Origin of the sequence: Microbulbifer flavimaris (assembly GCF_001641755.2) — a bacterium.
GTDB classification, from domain to species: Bacteria; Pseudomonadota; Gammaproteobacteria; order Pseudomonadales; family Cellvibrionaceae; genus Microbulbifer; species Microbulbifer flavimaris.
On record NZ_LRFG02000007.1, the window covers coordinates 7,501 to 26,622 of the forward strand.

Here is a 19,122-nt window from a genome sequence, read left to right on the forward strand (position 1 = left end):
CTTCTCCGTTAGTGCTTTACGCAGCCGGCGAGTGTACAGCGAAGAGCACACCCGGGCACAGCCCAAAAAAAAACGGCGGGGTCTCCCCCGCCGCTTTTCCGATCGAGAACCAGCTTTAGCTGTTGCCCTCGGTCTTGTCGATGATTTTATTGGCCTTGATCCAAGGCATCATCGCACGAAGCTTTGTGCCGACCTGCTCGATCTGGTGCTCAGCACCAATGCGACGCTCCGCTTTCAGACGCGGCTGACCGGCGAGAGACTCCAGCATGAAGTCCTTGGCGAAGCGGCCGGCCTGAATATCCTTGAGCACGCGCTGCATCTCTGCCTTGGTTTCCTCGGTGACGATGCGCGGGCCAGTGACGTAATCACCGTACTCAGCGGTATTGGAGATAGAGTAGCGCATATCAGCGATGCCACCCTGATACATCAGGTCAACAATCAATTTCAGCTCGTGCAGACATTCAAAGTAGGCCATCTCCGGCGCGTAGCCCGCCTCTACCAGGGTCTCAAAGCCCGCGGTCACCAGCGCGGACACACCGCCACACAGCACCGCTTGCTCACCGAAGAGGTCCGTCTCCGTCTCCTCGCGGAAATTGGTCTCAATGATCCCGGAGCGACCGCCGCCGTTAGCGGAGGCATAGGACAGCGCCAACTCTTTGGCTTTGCCGGAGGCATCCTGATACACGGCGATCAGGGTGGGAACGCCACCACCCTCAAGATAGGTGGAGCGCACCGTGTGGCCCGGCCCTTTCGGGGCGATCATGATGACGTCTACATCCTTCGGCGGCTCGATCAGCTCGAAGTGGACATTGAAGCCATGAGCAAACGCCAGCGCGGCACCCGCTTTCAGGTTCGGTGCCACCTGCTCACGGTAGATGGCAGCCTGATACTCGTCCGGCGCCAGGATCATGACGACATCGGCATCTTTTACTGCATCGGTCACTTCCGCCACACGAAGCCCGGCCTTTTCGGCCTTGGCCCAGGAGCTTGAGCCCTTGCGCAGACCCACAACGACATTTTCGACACCGGAGTCCTTCAGGTTGTTGGCGTGCGCATGCCCCTGGGAGCCGTAACCGATGATGGCAACGGTTTTCTGCTGGATTAAGGACTGGTCACAATCTTTGTCGTAATAAACTTGCATTCTTCTGTTCCTGTTTCTTACTTAATCAAACACTCAAAACTTTTTCACCGCGGGCAATACCCGAGACACCGGAGCGCACTACCTCCATGATGGTGTGCTCCCCGAGAGCCTGCAGGAAGGCATCCAGCTTCTCGCCGGTGCCGGCCACCTGCACGGTGTACATATTGCTGGTGACATCCACGATCTGGCCGCGAAAGATGTCCACACTGCGTTTTACCTCATCGCGCTGGGCGCCAGTGGCGCGCACCTTGACCAGCAACAACTCCCGCTCGATATGTGATCCCTCGGTGAGATCCACCAGCTTCACCACATCAATCAGCTTGTTCAGGTTCTTGGTTACCTGTTCGATCTTGTGGTCATCACCGATGGTCACCAGCGTCAACCGCGACAGGGTGGGATCCTCCGTCGGGGCTACCGTCAGGCTCTCGATGTTGTAGCCGCGCTGGGAAAACAGCCCCACAACCCGTGACAACGCCCCGGGTTCGTTTTCCATCAATACTGAAACAATTCTGCGCATCTCGATGATTCCCTACGTCCGCTCCGTCTTACTCAGCCACATATCCCGCATAGAGCCATTGGGCATCACCTGCATGGGATAAACATGCTCAGACGGATCCACATAAACATCGATAAAGACAGTGCGATCCTTGATGGCGAAGGCCTCGCGCAGCTTGCCGTGCAGTTCGTCGCGATGCTCAATCTTCATACCGAGATGACCATAGGCCTCCGCCAGCTTGACGAAGTCCGGCAATGACTCTTCGTAGACACTGTGAGACAGGCGGCCCTCGTACTGCATCTCCTGCCACTGCTTCACCATGCCCAGGGCCTGGTTGTTCAGGCACAGGATTTTCACCGGCAGATGGTACTGGGTAGCGGTAGACAGCTCCTGGATACACATCTGGATACTGCCCTCACCGGTAACACAGACCACGTCAGTATCCGGGTGGGCGATCTTCACCCCCAGTGCCGCCGGCAGCCCAAAGCCCATGGTCCCGAGGCCACCGGAATTGATCCAGCGACGTGGCTTGTCGAACAGGTAATACTGGGCGGCAAACATCTGGTGCTGGCCCACATCCGAGGTGACGAAAGCATCGCCTTCCGTGATTTCATGGACCGCGCGGATTACCTCCTGCGGCATCAGCATGTCACCGTCGGTGCGATAGCGGGGCGCGGCATAGATGCCGTGACGCTCGCGCCAATCATCGATCTGCCGCCACCAGTCAACAATGGCGGACTGATCCGGCTGCTCGTCGGTGCCTTTCAGCATTTCAACCATATCCCCAAGTACCGACTTCACCGTGCCCACGATCGGCACGTCGGCGACGATGGTCTTGGAAATAGAGGCCGGATCCACATCGATATGGATGATCTTGGCCCCGGGGCAGAATTTTCCCGGCGTGTTTGTCACGCGATCATCGAAGCGCGCACCAACAGCCAGAATCACGTCGGCGTGATGCATGGCGGTGTTGGCCTCGAAAGTACCGTGCATGCCCAGCATGCCGAGGAAACGGCGGTCGCTACCCGGATAAGCGCCGAGCCCCATCAGGGTATTGGTGACCGGGAAGTTGAGCCGCTGCGCCAACTCCGTCAGCAGCCCGGAACCATCTCCCTGGACCACGCCGCCGCCGGCGTAAATCACCGGACGCTTGGCAGATAACAGCAGCGCGATGGCCTTGCGAATTTGTCCGGTATGCCCCTTGCCCGCCGGCGTGTAGGAGCGCATCCGAAGCTTCTCCGGATAGCGGTAGGGAAAACGATCCGCTGGATTGGTGACATCCTTGGGAATATCGATCACCACCGGCCCGGGTCGACCCGTATTGGCGATATAGAAAGCCTTCTTGACCACCGTCGGAATTTCTTCGGCATTCTTGACCAGGAAACTGTGCTTCACGATCGGGCGCGAGCAGCCCACCATGTCGGTTTCCTGAAAGGCGTCCTCACCGATCTTGTCACTGGGCACCTGACCCGAGATCACCACCATGGGAATAGAGTCCATATAGGCAGTGGCGATACCGGTTATCGCATTGGTGGCGCCAGGACCGGAGGTCACCAGCACCACACCCGCCTTGCCAGTGGACCGGGCATAGCCGTCCGCCGCGTGCGTGGCGCCCTGCTCATGGCGCACCAGAACATGCTTCATTTTCTTCTGCCGAAAGATGGCGTCGTAGATGTGCAACGCCGATCCACCGGGGTAGCCGAAGATAAGATCTACCCCTTCATCCTGCAGCGCGCGAACCAACATATCGCCGCCGGAGAGTAATTCCACGGGAGCCCCCTAAACTTTGACGAAAATTAGGATATTCATCACCCGAAAGACCGTAAATCACTGCCTGACGAGGATGCCAGAGGCGATTGTAAAGGAAACTTGTGACAAATATCAGCCTGAAACGCACTTTTCCGGCAACTTTTAGGATAACTTTATCGCTCGGTGCGGTGCGCCGGTCCACGATGGGTTTACGACCACTGTGGACTTCAGGCCTCCAGGGGGTGGGGAGAGCCATCTCGACGAGTAGTGGCGGGCGTTTGGCCCGGGAGCGGCAGTGACCCTGGCCGCCGGTAAGGCAGCCGAACCGCAGGGTGCGCGGTGGCCTCTGCTTGTCGAGGAGGGCCATGATTGTCCAAACTCAGCGGGCACTGTCAACCGCGCGGGGCCCTCATAACCCGATTACCGTCCGAAAGTGTTAAAGGCGTTGTAGGCAAGCTCCCCGAGGCCTGTACAATGTGCACATACGTCCAACCTAATAAGATCCATAAGACCGAGGCTCTCATGCGCTCTGCACTCGCAATGCTCGCAACCCTTACGACCTTAACCCTGACTCTGGCTGCCCACGCCGATGGCATTTACAAGTGGGTGGACGAAAATGGCGTGGTGCATTTTGGATCCCAGCCACCCCAGAAAGAAAAGCAGGTAGAGGTGGTCCGCAAACCCAAGTCCGAGCGCTATCGCCAGTGGGAGTCCGAGCAGATGGCTACACAGGCGGCAGTGAAAAGCGAAGCGGGGAGTGAGGATAAAGCTGAACAACAGGCTGCAGAAGCTGCACCCAATCAACAGGAGTCCGAGGTCAAACAGCTCACCAAGGCGGAAATGGCGGTCAGGGCACAACGGTGTCGCCTGGCGCGCACTAACCTGGAGTCACTGACCACCCACAGCCGGGTGCGTGAAATCGGTACCGACGGCAAGCAGCGGGTACTGCCAGAGGAAGAGCGGCAGGCCCGTATCGCGCGCGCCAAGCAAATCATCCAGGAAAACTGCTAAGCAGCTTTCCCGGGCGGGCCCGGAAAGGGCCCGTGCGATTCCCCCAGCCTCACGCTCTTTCCTGCGGTCCGCCGATGAGGCTGGACTTAGAGCCCAAATCGGCTATCTGCTCCCCTCCCACCAAGCACCTGGCCATCAAACACTCTGACCATCACTCGGGTGTGTACCAGATCGGGGATGTATAGGCGCGCTCGGTCGTGGTCATGGGCACATCTTTGTTCATTTTGAGCCCGAACCGCTTGGCTTCATAGGCCGTCCAGCGAGGTGTGGGAATTTCAATCACACGCGCGTAATAAAAAGCCCGTTGCGCCGGGTCGAAGTCCGGATCTCGCCAGACCGCGCTCAACTCTGAAGCGCCAATTGAATTACGCCAGGTGGCATTGGCCACATCCACGGTGTTACCGACTGGGGGCAGTTTGCCGTCTCGCGCCGGTTTCCTGTCACCGCTCCATGCAACATCGTAGACCTTTTCCTGCAGCTTCCCATCAGCCTCCATCCATCCCTTTACGATCTGGATGCGATCCAGGTTACCACTCAGCGGATCCTTCATCGCCGCAACCAGGAAGCTGGGGGACGACGTGCCGGGTGGCGCTTCCAGGTCTGCTCCCATGGGGACACCCTTGCCATAACCGACATCCGCTATCGAGCGCGAACTGGCATCATCATCGGCAAAATCCCAGCCGCCGAAAAACCGTACCACCATACGGGGACCGGTCGTTGCGTAGGTTTCCTTGCGCAGCATGGCATCAAACAGAGCCTCGCGGGTGTTTCCTTTCGCCCACACACCCGCGTAGCCAGAGGACGCCATCTGCCAACCATAAACCGTCAACTCGGGATTCGGGGCCTCGATTACCGCGTGCTTCCAGCGATCCGGCTCAGGCTCTACGCCGGAATGCTTTCCGAAGAAATTTTCCTCCTCCACAGCAGCAAGGCTGGTGTGGGAATCGGTACTACCAATCATGCCAAACTTGTAGGGATTCACGCCCAGCTGGCCTTCCAGCATCATGCCGGTCTTCAGCGCCTCACGGGCATATTCCCACCGCAGCATTTCCGGGGACTTCAGTTCGGTGCCGTTCAGGTTCGATTTATCCCATGTCTCGTAATCGGCAAACTCATCATTAGGTGAGAGCGCGGGGTGCGCCTCCCCATCCCCCTTGATCTGCGTTACCTCCACCAGCGTTTCAAAGTGGGCTCGCAGTTCTGCCAACTCTTTCGTCAGCGGCTTCCCGGCGAAGGTCTCCACCGTAAACATGCGGCCATTGCTGAGGTTACCGTTGTGCGGAATCGCAATGACCCTGGTGTTTTGTTGCTGCTCGAACTGGCGGAGTGCTCGCCACAGGTCTTCCGGGTTCTTGCTATCGAATTGAGAAAAAGGCACTGTCTTGTCCGCGACCTTGGAGCCATCCCGGAACAAAACGTTGCGGTGCAGGTTATTGCCTCCTATCGCCGTCCATTCGTAGCCGATGATCGCACTGAACTTGCCGGGCTCATTGTACTTGTCAGCCAGAGCCGTATAGGCCTGCCACGACTCGCGGACGATCTTGTCACTCTTGAAGGGAGGATCATCCTCGGACAAAGATGCGACAATCTCCATGGCCGCCTTGAAGATCTGGTCCCGGTCGCCGCCCTTGAGCATGTCATACCAGCGTTTGCCTTTCTCCGTAGCCAGGATGGCTTTATCGCCCGCCAGCAGCCTCGGCATCAAACCATACATTTCTGCATGGTCAGAGATCACCAGGAAATCCAGCGGGCGTGAGAGCCGGGCTTTGAGGCCATGGGTGGTTTTCACCTCCTCGCCTCTGGCGAAACGGAAAGCCTCTTCCTGCCCCAGCCGGTTCATGGTGCCGGCATCGACCGAGATATCCGTGTGAAGATGGGTATCCCCCCAGTAGACCCGGGTGGGATAGTCACGCTCTACGTACGGGGAAAATTCCTCACCGTCCTCCGCGCTCGACAACGGACTGGCAAGCACCAGAACAGTTGCGAGCGCGACCGCTGCAACGGTGAAAAAGGGCATTCTGACCCATTGAAATTGAGTGGCACCTGACATAACCGGAAAACCGAAGAATCACTTTATTGCTGGAAATTCTAGCTGGCGATCTTGCATGTTCCGGCTGACAAAATGAATGTTATGCCTGAAATAAGAAAGGCGACCCGAAGGCCGCCTCTCTTATCATTTGCCCGATCATTTTTTCGTGGGCATCAGCACGCCATCGATGACATGCACGACACCATTTGAGCTCATGATATCAGCTTGCACCACAGTCGCAGTATTACCCTTGGTATCCGTCACCGTTACCTTATCGCCATCCACCTTCAGGGTTAGCTCCTCACCCTGAACAGTAGCGACTTTCGCGTGGCCACCGCCTTTCTTGGTCAAATCCATCACCACTGCTGCAGTGGCTTTACCCGGCAACACATGATAGCCGAGAATTTTCTGCAGCTTGCCCTTGTTTTCCGGCTTGAGCAACGTCTCCACAGTGCCGGCCGGCAGAGCCGCGAAGGCATCGTTGGTCGGCGCAAACACGGTAAAAGGACCCTCGCTGTTGAGGGTATCGACCAGATCGGCTGCCTTTACGGCTGCAGCGAGCGTAGACAGCGCTTCCGCCCCCGCGGCATTGGCAGCAATAGTTTTGCTTTCGTCTGCCTGGAGCGATCCGCAATAAAGAGCCGCCAGCATCATTGGCGCCAGCAGAAACTTGGCAAAAAAGACTTGTACAGAACGCATGGTTCACCTCCAAAGTGAAGCTCGAAGAAAACCAGGCAGCGGATGCAAGCCCGGAGTGCATGGAGCTGCCCGGCAGTATAGGGTGCAGGCGAGGTTGCCCACAGCAACCCGCAGGCGAAGCTGGCTTTACTCTGTCGCTGCCTCACCATGGCCATAATCCCGGCCCAGATAGACGTACATGGCCGGCACCACAAATAAAGTGAACAGGGTACCGATCGTCATCCCCGAAGCGACCACCAGACCCATGGCAAACCGCGCCCCGCCACCAGGTCCGGCGGCAATCAGCAGCGGCACCATGGCGAGTACCAGGGACGCTGTGGTCATCAGGATTGGCCGCAACCGGATAGCCGCTGCGCGCTCGATGGCTTCGCGCTTGTCCAGGCCGTCCTGTTGCAGTTTATTGGCAAACTCCACAATCAGGATGCCGTGCTTGGAAATGACCCCGATGAGGGTGACCAGCCCCACCTGGGTGTAAATATTCATGGTCGTGAACCCAAGGCTCACAAAAATCATCGCGCCACAGACACTCATGGGTACGGTCACCAGCATGATGAGCGGGTCGCGCCAGGATTCGAATTGTGCTGCCAGGACCAGGTAGATGACGATCAGGGCAAAGAAGAAAGTCAGCACCAACTCCGACCCTTCTGCCTTGTACTGGCGGGACTGGCCTGAATAATCGATGGAATAGCCCGGCGGCAATATCTGCCCCGCGGCGCTCTCCAGCACACCCAGAGCCTCACCCAGGGTGATACCCGGGCGGGGAACACCGGAGATAGTGACGGCATTTAACTGCTGAAAACGTTTGAGTTGCTGGGGTTCGACAGTTTCCTGCAAGCTAACCAGCGTCGACAGGGGCACCAGCTGGCCACTGCCCGTGCGAATATAATATTGCCTGAGCTGCTCGCCGGTCAGCCGCTCACGACGGACCACCTGGGGAATGACTTTGTAACTGCGATTGTCGAGGGAAAAGCGGTTGACATAGGCACCGGACATCATCGCACCCAGCTCTCGACTGATCTCCGCCATCGTCACCCCGGCCGAGGCGGCCTTGTCCCGGTTGATCGTCACGGCCAGTTTGGGCTTATCGATCTTGAGATCAGAATCGAGAAAGATGAACTTGCGGCTGGCCAGTGCGCGCCCCATGATTTCGTCGGCGAACCCCGCCAGGTTTTCCATCGGTTCGGTCGAGCCGATCACGAACTCCACCGGCAGGTTACCCCCGGCGGTGGGCAGGCTGGGCGGCACGACCACTGCGACTTTCAACCCCGCGATCTGCGCCACTTCGCCACTGATAATCTCCTGCATCTGCTGGGTGTCTTTATCGCGCTTGTTCCAGGAATCCAGCACAAAGCCGGCAATGGCGCTATTGGTGGCGTTGGCGGCACCACCCACACCATTGAGCAGGAAGATGTTCTCCACTTCCGGGTTGCGCTCGGCAATACCATCCAGCTCGCGGGTGAACAGCTCCAGGTAATCGAGGGTGGCGTAGGCATCTGCCGATGAGATCGTCAGCACAAAGCCACGGTCTTCATCGGGCTCCAGTTCTGCGGGGCTGGTTATAAACAGGAAGTAACAGCTGGTGATCACGATCAGGCCGAACACCAGGATGACAAAGCGGTCATCAAGGGCATTGTGCAGGCGATGCTCATAACCCTGCTGCAGCCGGTCAAATCGTTTCCCCAGCCACCGCTCGAGCCGCGAGCCACCATCTTCACTGTGGGGCCGGAGTATCTTCGACGCCATCATCGGCGACAGGGTCAGCGCCACTACCCCGGACAACAGCACCGCGCCCGCCAGGGAGAAGGCAAACTCCAGAAACAGGGTGCCGGTAAGGCCACCGAGAAAGCCGATTGGCAGATACACCGCAATCAGGGTGGTGGTCATGGCCACCACCGGCCAAGCCAGTTCCCGGGCACCAATAATCGCGGCCTCTTTCGGGCTGAGCCCCTCCTCGATATGTCGGTGCACGTTTTCCAGCACAATAATCGCATCGTCGACCACGATGCCGATGGCCAGGACCATCGCCAGCAGCGTCAGCAGGTTGATGGAGAAACCCATCAACAGCATCAGAAACAGGGCACCGACCAGCGACAACGGTACCGCGACCGCGGGGATCACCACACTGCGCAGTGAACCGAGAAACAGGTAGATCACCACGATGACAATGAGGATCGCCTCGACAATCGTCTTGATGACCTCATTGATGGAATCCTGGATATACTCGGTGCTGTCGTAAGGGATCTCGCCGATCATGCCCTGTGGCAGTTGCGGGAAGATTTCCCGATCCAGCTTCTCCCGCACGATGCGAATCACATCGAGGGCATTGGCATCTGGCGCCACCTCGACTGCGATAAATGTCGCGGAGCGGCCGTTGAAAGTGACCGAGCTGTCGTAGGACTCCGAGCCGAGCTCTACTTTGGCGATATCCTGCAATCGGATTATCTGATCGCCATCGGAGCGCACCACCAGCTGCCGAAACGCCTCTTCGGTGGCGATATCGGTATCTGCGGAAATTTCCACCGTGACCATGGTGCCCTTGGTGCTGCCGACCGCAGACAGCACGTTGTTCGTGCGCAGTGCGGCACTCACATCCCCCGGCGTAACTCCGAAGGCGGCCATATCCGCCGGGCGCAGCCAGATACGCATGGCAAAGGTGCGGTTGCCCAGCAGTCTCGCGCGCTGTACACCGGGGATGGTGGAGAGCTTCGGTTGCACCACACGGGTCAGGTAATCAGTAATCTGGTTGTTATCCAGCAGCTCAGAGGAAAAGGACAGGTACATGGCGGCAACGGTCTGGCCGATGGCCATGTCCACAGTCGAGTCCTCCGACTCTTCCGGCAACTCACTGCGCAGTTTGTTGACCTTGGCCACAACCTGGGTAAGCACCTCGTTGGCGTTATACCCCAACCGCACATAGGCCTGGATGGAGGAGAGGCCCTGCACACTGGTGGAGACCATGTAATCGATGCCGTCGGCGGTCGCCACTTCCTGCTCCAGCGGTGTGGTAATAAAACCCTGCACCAGGTCCGCATCTGCACCCACATACACGGTGTTGACCGTGATCACCGCGTTCTCCAGCTCCGGGTACTCGCGCACGTTGAGCTCTGTTGCTGCACGCAGGCCAAGCAGTAACAAAAAAAGGCTCACTACCGTGGCCAGAACCGGCTTGCGAATAAAAATCTCGGTAAAATTCACCGGTGCTTCCCTGGCGGCTCCTTGTTGCTGATCAACGATTTTCCGGGTTGGGGTCGATCTCTGACGATGGCCGGTTTTCGTTGTTGATGATCACGGCTCCTTCATTACGCAGTTTCAACAGTCCACTGGTTGCCACTTGCTGACCGGCTTCCACGCCCTTGAGGATTTCCACCAGGTCGCCGCGCTCCTCCCCGGTCTGCACCACCCGACGGTTGGCAACGTAGCCCTCTCCTTCCGTGGCCTCCTGCAACACAAAAACCGAGTTGCCATAGGGTGCGAACCGGATGGCCGTGCGGGGCACCACCAGCACGCTACGTTCTGCCGCCAGTTCCAGGGTTACATCGGCATACATGCCCGGTCGCAATTCCTGACCGTCATTTGGCAATGTGGCCTGCACCAGAAAATTGCGACTCTCATTGTCGATTCTCGGATCGATCGCAGTGACTTGGCCGGCAAATCTGCGCTCCGGGTAGGCGCCGGTGCGAAGCGAGATGGTTTGCCCCACTTGCAACTGCGCAAAATGCTGCTCCGGGAGCGAAAAGTCTGCATAGATGGGCGAGAGCTGCTGCAGGGAAACCACCGGATCGCCGGGACTGATATTTTCGCCCAGGTCTACCTGGCGGATGCCCAGCTGACCGGAAAAAGGCGCTTTCACCCGACGCTCCGCCACAGTGGCACGCTGTACCTCAATGCTGGCCAGTACCTGCTCCAGGGTGCTCAGGGCGTCATCCAGTTCCGCATCGGTGGTCACGCCCCGCCCGTGCAGCTTTTTAATCCGATCGTAGTCCCGCCGCGCCAGCTGCAGTTCCGCCTCCAGCACCTTGAGCTGGGCGCGCTCGGGTTCCGCAGTGAGCTCTACCAGTAATGCACCGGCCTCAACCGTTTCGCCGGATTTAAAATAGATATTGCTGACCACTCCCTCGGCCTGCGTGGTGACCTCGACGCCATTCACCGCCCGCAGACTCCCCACCGCACTGAGCCGCGTGCTCCAGGTCTGCTGTTCTACCGAGGCCGACGTCACCGTGGCAGGTGGCAGGGCCATGGTGTCGAAGGCCCGGTTCATCATCATCTTGCCAAACATCTTAAAGGCAAAAATGCCACCGAACAGCAGCAGGCAGCCGAGTAGCATCAGCAGCATGGGCTTATTGAAGACTCGATTTTTTGCCGCCACTAACTAAAAGTCCCGTTTCTTATCTACGCGCTGTCCTCGGAGCCCTCTTTATTGACGGACACCATCGCTGACAGCATAGGCAATCGGCGGCCGATGCACTTTGCTGGAGACTCGAGTGCGGAATGGAAAGCGAGAGAGAAAAGGATCGTTAACGGACGGTGAAAGGATTTGAAGTGCGCCTGAGCGGCCGGCATTGCCGGCTCCAGCAACAGGGAGAGCAAAGGCGGCGGGAAAAGCCCCGCCGCCGTCAGGGCTCAGTTGCGGAACACTGCCTTGTCGCCCTCGACATCGGCGTGAATGGTGTCGCCGGGGGCAAACTTCCCTGCCAGTACCTCCTGCGCCAGCGGGTTTTCCAGCCACATCTGGATGGCGCGCTTCAAGGGCCGCGCGCCATAGACGGGATCGAAACCCACTTCTGAGAGCTTGTTGAGCAGTTCTTCGGAAACTTCCAGCTTGAGCTCCCGGTCGGCAAGCCGCCGACGCAGGTGATCCAGCTGGATCTCGGCAATCTCCCGCACCTGTTCGCGTCCCAGCGGGTGGAACACCACGACCTCGTCGATACGGTTGATGAATTCAGGCCGGAAATGATCGCCCACCACTTCCATCACCGCGCTCTTCATCTGCTGGTAGCGAATCTCACTGTCCAGCTCGTCTTCTTCCTTGGCAGTGGCATATTTCTGGATCAGGTCGGAGCCCAGGTTCGAAGTCATCACCACCACGGTGTTACGGAAGTCCACCGTGCGGCCCTGGCCATCGGTGAGCCGGCCATCCTCCAGCACCTGCAGCAGGATATTGAACACATCCGGGTGCGCCTTTTCCACCTCATCCATCAGGATGACCGAATAAGGTTTGCGTCGCACCGCCTCGGTCAGGTAACCGCCCTCTTCATATCCCACATAGCCCGGAGGCGCGCCGATGAGCCGTGCCACGGAGTGCTTCTCCATAAACTCGGACATGTCGATGCGCACCATGGCGTCCTCGGTATCAAAGAGGAATTGCGCCAGCGCCTTGCATAACTCGGTCTTGCCCACACCGGTTGGGCCGAGGAACAGGAAGGAGCCATTGGGCCGGTTGGGATCCGCCAGCCCCGCGCGGGAACGACGCACCGCATTGGAGACCGCGTTGACAGCCTCGTCCTGACCGATAACACGGCCGTGCAGCGCCTCCTCCATGCGCAGCAGTTTTTCCCGCTCACCCTCGAGCATCTTCGATACCGGAATACCGGTCCAGCGGGAAACCACTTCTGCCACCTCTTCATCGGTGACGCGGTTGCGCAGCAGCCTCGGTTCTTCCGCTGTCTCTGTATCGGCGGTCGAGGCGGCCTGCAGTTGTTGTTCGAGCTGCGGGATGACACCGTATTGAAGCTCGGACATCCGGGTCAGGTCGCCGGCGCGACGCGCCGCCTCCATATCCAGCTTGGCCTGCTCCAGCTTCTCCTTGATATCGTGACTGCCAGCCAGCTGGGCCTTTTCGGCCTTCCACACCTCTTCCAGATCGGCGTATTCCTTTTCGATCTGGTTGATGTCCTCTTCCAGCTTCGCCAGTCGCTTCTGCGCTGCCTCATCGTCTTTATCTTTCTTGACCGCCTCGCGCTCGATCTTGAGCTGAATCAAGCGGCGCTCCAGTTTGTCCATTGCCTCCGGCTTGGAGTCGATCTCCATGCGGATACGGCTGGCCGCTTCGTCGATCAGGTCAATGGCCTTATCGGGCAACTGGCGGTCGGTGATATAGCGTTGGGACAGGCGCGTAGCCGCGATGATTGCCGAGTCGGTGATATCCACACCATGGTGCACTTCGTAGCGCTCTTTCAGGCCGCGCAGGATAGCAATGGTGTCCTCTTCTGTCGGCTCGTCCACCAGGACCTTCTGGAAACGGCGCTCCAGCGCGGCGTCTTTCTCGATGTATTTGCGATATTCGTCCAGGGTGGTGGCACCGACGCAGTGCAGCTCACCGCGGGCCAGGGCGGGCTTCAGCATATTGCCTGCGTCCATGGCGCCCTCCGCCTTGCCAGCGCCGACCATGGTATGCAGCTCATCGATAAACAAGATGACGCGGCCTTCCTGTTTCGACAGTTCGTTGAGCACGGCTTTCAGGCGCTCCTCGAACTCGCCGCGAAACTTGGCACCCGCCAGCAGCGCACCCAGGTCCAGCGACAAGAGACGCTTGTCCTTCAACCCCTCGGGCACTTCACCGTTGACGATGCGCTGGGCGAGCCCCTCGACGATGGCGGTTTTACCCACCCCGGGCTCACCAATCAACACCGGATTGTTCTTGGTGCGGCGCTGCAAAACCTGGATGGTGCGGCGGATTTCATCGTCGCGGCCGATCACCGGGTCGAGCTTGCCGGCAACTGCGCGCTCGGTCAGGTCCAGCGTGTATTTATCCAGTGCCTGACGGGCATCTTCGGCAGACGGATCGTCGACCTTTTCGCTGCCGCGGACTTTCTTGATGGCGTCTTCCAGCTGCTTCACATCGCCATTGGCGCGCAGGATTTTTGCCACCTCGCCGGCCGCCGAATCAAAGGCAGCCAGCAGCACGGTTTCACTGGCGATGAAGGAGTCGCCATTCTGCTGGGCCTTTTTATCGGCCAGGTTGAAAAGACGCACCAGCTCCTGCGACATACCCACATCGCCAGTCGGGGAACTGATGGTCGGCAACGCATCGAGGCGCTTGGCCAGATCATTGCGCAGGCCATTGAGGTTAAAGCCGGCCTGGGACAGAAAAGCGGGCACGCTGCCATTGTTCTGGTTCAGCAGTGCCTGCAGGAGGTGTTCCGGATAAATCTGGTTGTGGTCGCGGCCGACAGCAATCGACTGCGCATCGGCAATTGCTGACTGGAGCGGGTTGGTCATACGGTCTATGCGCACGAAAAAATCCTCTTTCAGTTTGATGCGACAGCACAGCTTCTGAGTCTAGTTACAGATGTGCGGCCGGTTGAGGCTTTTTCAATACGCGAAGTGTGGACTTTCCGACGGTCAGGGTTGCAGCCAGATAAGGGAAGCCATGCGCCCGGTGACTTTGTCGCGGCGATAGGAAAAAAAGTTTTCTGCGTCAGTCACGGTGCAGCGGTCGCCGCCGGAGATCTCACTCACTCCGAGACTTTCCAGTTCGGCCCGCGCCAGCCCATAGATATCGGCGAGGAAATGCAGCGGCTTCTGCATATGTGGCCGGAAACACTGCGCCATCTTTTCCGCGTGCTCGGGATTCTGCGCACTTTCGAAAAAAGCCTCGAGCACATCGACGCCGGTTTCAAAGGCCTCGGGGCCGATGGCCGGTCCCAGCCAGGCCATGAGGTGCCCTGGCTTGCAGTTGAGGGCGGACACAGCGTTGCGCACCACGCCACCGGCCAGTCCCCGCCAACCGGCGTGCACCGCCGCCACTCGGGTACCTGCGCGGTCACAGAGCAGCACGGGCAGACAATCCGCCGTCAGTACCGCGCAGACCACGCCCACGCTGGTGGTATGACTGGCGTCTGCGGTGCGGATGGTCCCATCGCTCCTGGCCTCTACCACTTTATCGCTGTGGATCTGCTCCAGCCACTGGGGCGGCGCCGGCAGCTGTAACTCCTCCTGCAACTGTTGACGGTTGGCCAACACGGCGGCCTCGCTGTCCCCCACATGATTGCCGAGGTTAAAGGAAGCGTAGGGGCCCTCACTGTGACCACCGCCCCGCAGGGTAACGGCCGCGCGGACGTTGGCGGGTGCGGGCCAGTCCGGGAACAGGTAGTGATCGAGGGCCATGATGTCTCCTGTGGCAGGGATGCGGAAAAGCGGGCTACGGGAAATTTAGTCCCGCCCCCGCCCGGGTGTCGGATCTGCGGATATTGCGGAGTCCGCAGGCCGGCGTCAGCCGGCCCGCAAGCTGGCCAGCAGGTGCAGCATATCCTCAGGCATCGCGGCACTCCAGTGCAGTGTCTCGCCGTGTTCGGGGTGCTGCAGTGACAGCTCCGCAGCGTGCAACGCCTGGCGCGGGAACGACTGCAGCGTCTCCCTCAGTTCCGGAGAGGCGCCGGCGGACAGTCGACCGCGCCCACCGTAGAGCGGATCGCCCACCAGTGGATGGTGAATATGGGCCATGTGGACCCGGATCTGATGGGTACGCCCTGTCTCCAGTTGGCAGCGCAACAGGGTGTGGGCGGCAAAGCGCTCCACCACCCGGTAGTGGGTTACCGCCTCTCGGGCGCCGGCTGCGCCCGCTGGGAGCACCGCCATTTTCAGGCGGTTCTGGCGATGCCGGCCGATCGGGGCATCGACCGTGCCACCGGCGGTCATGGCCCCCTGGGCCACTGCATCATATAGACGGCTGACCGTGCGCGCCTTTAGCTGGTTGACCAGGTTCGCTTGGGCAGTAAGCGTCTTCGCCACCACCATCAGGCCGCTGGTGTCCTTGTCGAGGCGGTGGACGATGCCGGCCCGGGGAATCTTTTCCAGTTCCCGGCAGTGAAACAGCAGGCCATTCAGGAGCGTGCCGTCCGGGTTGCCGGCGGCTGGATGCACCACCAGCCCGGCGGGCTTGTTGATCACCAGCAGGCTGTCGTCTTCATACACGACTTCCAGGGACAGGTCCTCTGCGACCCACTCCCCCTGGGGCTCCAGCTCGGCCCGCAGCGCCAGCTGCTCACCGCCAAACAGCTTGTCTTTCGGCTTACCACGGCGACCATCGACCGTCAGAGCGCCACTCTTGATCCAGCCCTGGAGACGGGCGCGGGAATATTCGGGAATTAATTCCGCTGCCACCTGGTCCAACCTGTGACCGGACAGGCGGGGAGGCACTACGATGTCCACTTGTATCTCGTCGGTCATACTCTGGGCCTACGGGCACGAAAACTTTGGGCAGGTGCGCGACTGTGGTTAAATGTCGGGCCGCCCCGAAATGAACGGATGGCGCGTAGTTTAATAAGGTAGAGAGTAATAATGATAGAGCGAGGCACTATGCAGGCCTGGAAAACCCTGTTGTTGGTGGTGATGTCCGCAATTGTGGTCGCCTGTGCCAGTACCGACGAGTCAGAAGAGGGGCTGCCCTCCGGCAGCCGCACCGAGCAGGCCTTTTACGAAGCGGCCCAGCGCCAGCTGCGGTCGAGCCAGTGGGACCTGGCGATCAAGAACCTGCGCGCCCTGGAAGACAACTTCCCCTTCGGCAGCTATGCCGAGCAGGCCCAGCTGGAACTGATCTACGCCTACTACCGCAACTACGAGAACGACGCTGCCATCGCCGCCGCAGACCGGTTTATCCGCCTGCACCCGCAGCATCGCAACGTGGATTACGCCTATTACATGAAGGGCCTGGCCTCATTCACCGAGGGCAGCGGCCTGTTTGAGCGCTTCCTGCCCACCGATATGACCCGCCGTGACCCGGGCTCCGCCCGCGAGTCCTTCGCCTATTTCGCCCAGCTGATGGCGCGTTTCCCGGACAGCCGCTACGCGCCCGATGCCCAGAAACGCATGATCCACCTGCGTAACCTGCTGGCCCGTTACGAGATTCACGTTGCAAACTACTACTTCAAGCGCGGCGCCTACCTGGCCGCTACCAACCGCGGCCGCTACGTGGTGGAAAACTTCCAGCAGACCCCGGCCGTGCCGGACGCGCTGGCAGTGATGGTGCAGGGCTACCACCTGATGGAAAAGCCGGAACTGGAAGCCAACTCTCTCCAAGTGCTGCAGGCCAACTATCCGGATCACCCGGCCTTCCGCAGTGACGGCAGCTTCAACTACAACTACTACAAGGGCGCCAGCGGCCGCAGCATCGTGCACCGCCTGACTCTCGGCCTGTTCGAGAAGTCCGACCCCCGCGGCTTCGACAGCCGCGAGCAGTACAACGTCGAGTATCGTCGCGAAGAGGCGCCGCTACCGCCGGAGCTGATGTAACGGCATCCGCGATCAACTGTACGAAAAACGGCGCCAGAAGGCGCCGTTTTCTGTTGGGGGCTGCTTTTACTGGATCAATAGGGGATTACTCCCCCGCCTTCCATCCATTGGTGATCGGATAGCGGCGATCACGACCAAAGCCCCGGCGGGAAATCCGTACGCCCACCGCCGACTGACGCCGCTTGTACTCATTGCGATCCACCAGCCGCACCACCCGCTCTACTACCTCTCGCTCGAATCCCTCGGCGACGATATCTGCCGCGCTCAGGTCCTGATCCACGTACAGGTGCAGGATCTGGTCCAGTTCGTCGTAATCCGGCAGGCTATCGGAATCCACCTGGTCCGGGGCCAGCTCCGCACTGGGCGGGCGTGTGATCACCGTCTCCGGTATCACGTCAGAGAGGGTATTGCGATAGCGGGACAGGGCATACACGAGCGTTTTGGGCACGTCTTTCAGTGCGCTGTAGCCACCAACCATGTCGCCATAGAGGGTCGCATAGCCTACCGCCATCTCACTCTTGTTGCCGGTCGTCAGGACCATGGAACCTTTCTTGTTGGAGATCGCCATCAGCAGCACACCCCGGGAGCGGGCCTGCAGGTTCTCCTCGGTGGTATCCCGCTCCAGGCCGTCAAATTCGCTGGCCAGGGCCGCCATAAAGGCATCGAAAATGGGCTCGATGCTGATGACCCGGTAATTGACGCCCAGGCGCTCGGCCTGATCGGCGGCGTCATTGCGACTCAGCTCGGAGGTGTAGCGAAACGGCATCATCACCGCCTCGACCCGGTCTTTACCCAGGGCATCGACGGCAATAGCCAGCGTCAGGGCCGAATCGATCCCGCCAGAGAGCCCCAGCACCACGCCATTGAAACCGTTCTTGTTGACGTAATCTCGCACCCCCAGCACCAGAGCCTGGTACACGGATGCCAGGTCTTCCAGAGCCGGGGTGACCTCTCCGGACTGCAGTTTCACAGCACCGTTTTCGTACCCCACCGCCAGCGGCAGCAGCTTCTCGGTAAACTCCGGCGCGCGGACGGCAAGCTTGCCGTGGCTGTCCACAGCAAAGGAGCCGCCATCGAACACCAGCTCATCCTGACCACCCACCCAGTTCACATAGACGATCGGCATATTGCCGGCCCGGGCCTGCCCCCCAAGCAGCTCCAGCCGCTCCTGCGCCTTGCCGCGATGGAAGGGCGAGGCATTGATGTTGAGCATCAACTTCGCGCCCGCCGCCGCGGCCTGGGCCACTGGCTGCGGGTGCCAGATGTCTTCACAGATGGTAATCGCCGTGGGAATGCCACGAATGTCCACTACACAGGGCTGATCGCCGGCCACGAAATAGCGCAGCTCGTCGAACACCTGGTAATTCGGCAGTTTCTGCTTGGCGTACTCGGCTACCAGCTCTCCGTCCACCAGCAGGCCGGCCATGTTGAATACCGCCCCGGCCACTACCCGCGGATAGCCAATCAGCACGGCGCAGGGAAGCTCAGCCGCCTTCAGCTGGGCCAGTGCTGCATCGATGCGCCGCTGCATACTCGGCCGCAGCAACAGGTCTTCCGGCGGGTAACCGCACAGGGTCAGTTCAGGAAAAACCACCAGATCAGCACCGTGTTCCCGGTGGGCCTCGCGAGCGGTGTCGATCACCCGCTCGGTATTGCCGGGAATGTCTCCCACCAGGGAATTGATTTGTGCCAGCACTAGCTGCAAAGTAGACATCTTCTCACCTCGGTCCATACAGACCGCAATTGTACCGCGAGCCGGACAATGTC

General features: G+C 59.6%; 13 protein-coding genes. 2 read left to right on the forward strand and 11 right to left on the reverse strand.

The genetic code is table 11. The features are described from left to right. Positions 1-115: 115 nt before the first annotated feature. The 3 genes from ilvC to AWR36_RS14885 are packed head-to-tail and all read right to left on the reverse strand — an operon-like array spanning position 116 to position 3,407. Positions 116-1,141 carry a ketol-acid reductoisomerase gene (ilvC, locus tag AWR36_RS14875; RefSeq protein ID WP_067086799.1) on the reverse strand — a complete coding sequence of 342 codons (1,026 nt, stop codon included), beginning with the start codon at positions 1,139-1,141 and terminating at the stop codon, positions 116-118. 25 nt (positions 1,142-1,166) lie between these two features. Further along, complete coding sequence (ilvN, locus tag AWR36_RS14880) at positions 1,167-1,658, reverse strand: acetolactate synthase small subunit (protein WP_067086802.1); 492 nt, start codon at positions 1,656-1,658, stop codon at positions 1,167-1,169. Positions 1,659-1,670: 12 nt separating this feature from the next. Then, positions 1,671-3,407 (reverse strand): acetolactate synthase 3 large subunit, encoded by a 1,737-nt coding sequence (locus AWR36_RS14885; protein ID WP_067086805.1) that lies wholly within the window; start codon positions 3,405-3,407, stop codon positions 1,671-1,673. 501 nt (positions 3,408-3,908) lie between these two features. Between AWR36_RS14885 and AWR36_RS14890 the strand changes: the two genes are divergently transcribed. Continuing rightward, the gene (locus tag AWR36_RS14890; protein ID WP_067086809.1) at positions 3,909-4,397 is read left to right on the forward strand and encodes a DUF4124 domain-containing protein; all 489 of its coding nucleotides are present in this window, start codon (positions 3,909-3,911) and stop codon (positions 4,395-4,397) included. A 151-nt stretch (positions 4,398-4,548) separates the two neighbouring features. Here AWR36_RS14890 and AWR36_RS14895 read toward each other — a convergent pair whose 3' ends face one another. From AWR36_RS14895 to rluD, 7 genes are all read right to left on the reverse strand, one after another. Continuing rightward, complete coding sequence (locus tag AWR36_RS14895; RefSeq protein WP_067086813.1) at positions 4,549-6,414, reverse strand: DUF3604 domain-containing protein; 1,866 nt, start codon at positions 6,412-6,414, stop codon at positions 4,549-4,551. 168 nt (positions 6,415-6,582) lie between these two features. Continuing rightward, positions 6,583-7,125 (reverse strand): fasciclin domain-containing protein, encoded by a 543-nt coding sequence (locus AWR36_RS14900; RefSeq protein WP_082679643.1) that lies wholly within the window; start codon positions 7,123-7,125, stop codon positions 6,583-6,585. Positions 7,126-7,251: 126 nt separating this feature from the next. Next, the gene (locus AWR36_RS14905) at positions 7,252-10,320 is read right to left on the reverse strand and encodes an efflux RND transporter permease subunit (RefSeq protein WP_067086817.1); all 3,069 of its coding nucleotides are present in this window, start codon (positions 10,318-10,320) and stop codon (positions 7,252-7,254) included. A 31-nt stretch (positions 10,321-10,351) separates the two neighbouring features. Next, complete coding sequence (locus tag AWR36_RS14910; RefSeq protein ID WP_231745363.1) at positions 10,352-11,491, reverse strand: efflux RND transporter periplasmic adaptor subunit; 1,140 nt, start codon at positions 11,489-11,491, stop codon at positions 10,352-10,354. Positions 11,492-11,745: 254 nt separating this feature from the next. Continuing rightward, positions 11,746-14,358 carry an ATP-dependent chaperone ClpB gene (gene clpB / locus AWR36_RS14915; RefSeq protein WP_067086821.1) on the reverse strand — a complete coding sequence of 871 codons (2,613 nt, stop codon included), beginning with the start codon at positions 14,356-14,358 and terminating at the stop codon, positions 11,746-11,748. 108 nt (positions 14,359-14,466) lie between these two features. Continuing rightward, on the reverse strand, positions 14,467-15,231 hold the full coding sequence (pgeF, locus tag AWR36_RS14920; RefSeq protein WP_067086823.1) for a peptidoglycan editing factor PgeF: 765 nt from the start codon (positions 15,229-15,231) through the stop codon (positions 14,467-14,469). Between the two features lie 105 nt (positions 15,232-15,336). Beyond that, positions 15,337-16,293: a 23S rRNA pseudouridine(1911/1915/1917) synthase RluD gene (gene rluD, locus AWR36_RS14925; RefSeq protein WP_067086826.1), complete on the reverse strand. Its 957-nt coding sequence runs from the start codon at positions 16,291-16,293 to the stop codon at positions 15,337-15,339. Positions 16,294-16,422: 129 nt separating this feature from the next. Here rluD and AWR36_RS14930 point away from each other — a divergent pair, with 129 nt between their 5' ends. Next, positions 16,423-17,355, forward strand: coding sequence for an outer membrane protein assembly factor BamD (locus AWR36_RS14930; RefSeq protein WP_067086828.1), 933 nt, complete (start codon positions 16,423-16,425; stop codon positions 17,353-17,355). A gap of 85 nt (positions 17,356-17,440) precedes the next feature. Here the strand turns inward: AWR36_RS14930 and AWR36_RS14935 are convergent, their stop codons facing one another. Continuing rightward, positions 17,441-19,069: an NAD+ synthase gene (locus AWR36_RS14935; protein WP_067087112.1), complete on the reverse strand. Its 1,629-nt coding sequence runs from the start codon at positions 19,067-19,069 to the stop codon at positions 17,441-17,443. Positions 19,070-19,122 lie beyond the last annotated feature (53 nt).